The sequence below is a fragment of the Thiohalocapsa sp. genome (assembly GCF_019695415.1).
In the GTDB taxonomy this organism is placed as follows: domain Bacteria; phylum Pseudomonadota; class Gammaproteobacteria; order Chromatiales; family Chromatiaceae; genus Thiohalocapsa.
In genome coordinates this window covers 1-3170 of the sequence record NZ_JAIFKJ010000442.1, presented here as the reverse complement: position 1 = coordinate 3170, position 3170 = coordinate 1, and the positions used below count along the sequence as shown (strand labels likewise).

Below are 3170 nucleotides of genomic sequence, written 5' to 3'. Positions count from 1 at the left end.
CCGGCGCCAACTGCCGACGTCCCAACCGAAGCACCGGCGGCGCCAGCGGCTGCGGAGGAACCTGCGGCACCGGCGACGGCCGCCACCGAGCCGGCAGCAGCGCCCGCGCCGTCTGCTCCCACTGCGGCGCCCGCGCCGGCCGAGCCAGCGCCCGCTGCGCCTGCGCAGCCCGAGGCCCCCGCGTCGCCGTCGGTACCGCAAACCGCTCAGAAGCCGATGATGGAGCCGCCGGCGCGGCAGCCGATGCAGCCGCTGCCGTCCGCCGGCCCCAACACTTTCGTCGTGCCAGTGGCGCCAAAACAGCTCCAACCGAGCCGCCCGGTGCCCATGTGGGCCCCGCAATTCTCGCCGATGCCGCCGGTGCCCGAGCGTCGCTGATCCCTTCTGACGCCAACGCTGTCATAGGCAAAACCGCGGCGGCGTTGGTGGTATCAAGCGGTGCAGCGGTCCGCGGCTCGACGACCACGCGGTGTGTGACTTAAACCAGCGAGTCTGAGGTGGGAGGCGCTGGGCCGGCCGCCGTGGTGTCCGCCGCCACAGCCCGAGCCCGGGTCGTTGATCCACGCCTAAGCGAGCAAGCCAAGCGCCTTGCCGACACGTACGGTCACGCCCACGGTCTGCTCCGGAAGCCAGCTAACGCGTCCCGGTGGGAGCAGCAGGATCACCGTAGAGCCCATGTTGAAGCGCCCGAGCTCGGCGCCACGGGTCAGCTGCAGCGGCCCTGGCGGCGGTGGGATACGGCGCACGCGGCGGCCCCGCGGCGGCGTGACGACTCCCGCCCAGACCGTCTCGATGCTTCCGACAAATATCGCCCCGACCAGGATGACTGCGAGGGGCCCTGCGGCGGTGTCGAACACGCAGACCAAGCGCTCGTTGCGGGCATAGAGGCCCGGCACCCGTGCTGCGGTGACCGCGTTGACGCTGAAGAGCCGCCCCGGGACATGAACCATGGCGCGCAGCGTGCCCGTCAGTGGCATGTGCACCCGGTGATAATCTCGCGGTGACAGATAGAGCGTCGCGAAGGCGCCGTCCAAGAAAGGCTCTGCCAGGCTTGGGTCGCCGCCGAGCAGGGACTGGACATCGAGCGCCTGCCCTTTCGCCTGGACCATGCGCCCGCGTGTGAGCTTGCCGATCTCGCTGATACAGCCGTCTGCTGGTGCCAGCAGCGCCTCGGCGCGCGGGTCGAGCGGTCTGGCCTCCGCCCGCAGCGCGCGGGTGAAAAAGTTGTTGAAGGTTCGGTAGTCCGCCGGGTCTGGCGCGGCCGCCTCGCGCAGATCGACCCCGAAGACGTGCACAAAGGCGCGGATGGCCGCCTGCGTCACGGGCCCCCCAGGCACGCGCGTCAGTCCGTACACAAGCCGCGAGAGCGGATGCTGGGGCAGCACGGTCTGCAGCGCCACGAACAGGCGCTCGCGCAAGGCACGCAGGCCGCCCGGGGCGGGAGTGGGGGCGCGGGCGTCAGTCTGTGTGGTCATCGCCGGTGCGCCGTTGATATCGCGCCAGGGCCGCCACGTCCTCGGCAACGGCCGCAGGCAACTGGGCGCCCGGGAAGAGGGCCACCAGCTCGGCGTTGGGGTCCAGTAGAAAAAGCGTCGGCGGCTCGTCGGCGCTGCCGTTGAGGGCTGCGTCCGGCTCCGCGCCCAGGGCTACTGCCACGTCGGCGACGGCATCCCGCAGGCCGCTCAGCACGGCGATGGCCGGCGACAGGCGCTCGAAATCCCGCACGCGCGCGGGGGCGGCGTCCGCGGTGATCACCAGCAGGCGCAGGCGCTTACGCAAATCCCGGCGGTCGGCGAGGCGGTTGTAGACCTCCACCAGCCGCGCAATGCCGCGATGTCCGCCGGCGTCGCTCAGGCTGGCGAAGGCAAGCAGGCTCCAGTGCTCGAGGAGGTCGCCACGGCCAACGGGCTCGCCGGCGGAATCACGCAGCAAGAAGTCCGGCAGCGGCTGGGCCGGACGGATCAGCACGCCGCTGATGGCGGGAGGGCCGCCACTGTAGCGGTATTGGTTACCCCACTGGTATGCCAGCAGGAAGAGGCCGATGGCGGCGAGCGCCATCACCAACCGCGGCAGCAGCGGTCGGCTGCGGCGGGCCGGGCCCGGTCCCTTGCCCAAGGTGCGCTGGGTCAGTGTCCGAGCGCGGCTTGCGCGGCGCTGAGGGCGGCGCCGGTGTCCGCGGCGTGGCCCATATCGTTCAGCACGCTGCCGAGGGCGCCCAGGCAGAGACGGAGGTTCTCGGCCCGGGTGGCGGAGCCCATGAGCCCGATGCGCCAAACCTTCCCGGCGAGGGCGCCCAGCCCGGCGCCGATCTCGAGATTGTAGGTGTCGAGCAGTCGCGCGCGCACTGTGGTCTCGTCGATGCCGCCGGGCACGGCCACGGCGTTCAGCTGCGGCAGCCGCTCGGCCTCCGGAACCACCAGCTCGAGGCCAAGCGCCTCGAGCCCCGCGCGCAGCGCCATGTGATTGTCGCGATGGCGTGCCCAGGACTGCTCGATGCCCTCTTCGGCCAGCATCACCAAGGCCTCGTGCAGGCCGTAAAGGGCATTCACAGGGGCCGTGTGGTGGTAGGAGCGCTTGCCGCTCCCGCCGTCGGTGCCATGCCAATAGCCGAGCACCAGGTTGAGGTCCAGAAACCAGCTCTGCACCGGTGTGCTGCGCGCGGTGACCTTGGCCAGCGCCCGCTCGCTGAAGCTCACCGGGGCGAGCCCGGGTGTGCAGGACAGGCACTTCTGGCTGCCGGAGTAGACGGCATCGAGCCCCCAGGCGTCCACTTCCAGCGGTGAGCCGCCAAGCGAGGTGACGGCGTCGACGATGGTGAGGCAGTCGTGTTGCTGGGCCAGCTCGGCGAGTGTCTTTGCGTCCGAGCAGGCGCCGGTGGAGGTCTCGGCATGCACGAAGGCGACGATCTTCGCGTCGGGATGCCCCTTGAGGGCGTCTTCCAGCTTTTGCGGGTCCACGGCCCGGCCCCAGTCATCCTGGACCACCACGGCCTCGCCGCCGGTACGCAGCACGTTCTCGCGCATGCGCCCGCCGAACACGCCATTGATGCAGACGATGACCTTGTCGCCCGGTTCCACGAGGTTCACGAAACAAGTCTCCATGCCCGCCGAGCCAGGCGCTGAGACCGGCATGGTGAGCGGGTTGTCGGTGCGGAATGCGTAGCGCAGGAG

Annotated in this window: 3 protein-coding genes and 1 pseudogene; 1 reads left to right on the top strand and 3 read right to left on the bottom strand. The window is 70.8% G+C overall.

Going from position 1 to position 3170, the window contains the following annotated elements; translation table 11 throughout:
* Positions 1-378 (top strand): annotated as a pseudogene (locus I6U14_RS12505) (hypothetical protein); the annotation flags it as partial.
* A gap of 188 nt (positions 379-566) precedes the next feature.
* Here I6U14_RS12505 and asd read toward each other — a convergent pair.
* The 3 genes from asd to I6U14_RS12490 form a co-directional block, all read right to left on the bottom strand.
* Entirely contained in the window at positions 567-1475 is a 909-nt protein-coding gene (asd, locus tag I6U14_RS12500) for an archaetidylserine decarboxylase (RefSeq protein ID WP_296899784.1), read from the bottom strand.
* Positions 1459-2115, bottom strand: coding sequence for a hypothetical protein (locus I6U14_RS12495; RefSeq protein ID WP_296899782.1), 657 nt, complete (start codon positions 2113-2115; stop codon positions 1459-1461). Before I6U14_RS12495 ends, asd begins: the two co-directional genes overlap by 17 nt.
* A gap of 11 nt (positions 2116-2126) precedes the next feature.
* On the bottom strand, positions 2127-3170 hold a 1044-nt coding region (locus I6U14_RS12490; RefSeq protein ID WP_296899780.1), incomplete at its 5' end, for an alanine--glyoxylate aminotransferase family protein.

Bases quoted from the DNA above. Each gene is read 5' to 3' on its own strand.
- asd (WP_296899784.1), bottom strand. From the start codon at position 1,475: ATGACCACACAGACTGACGCCCGCGCCCCCACTCCCGCCCCGGGCGGC.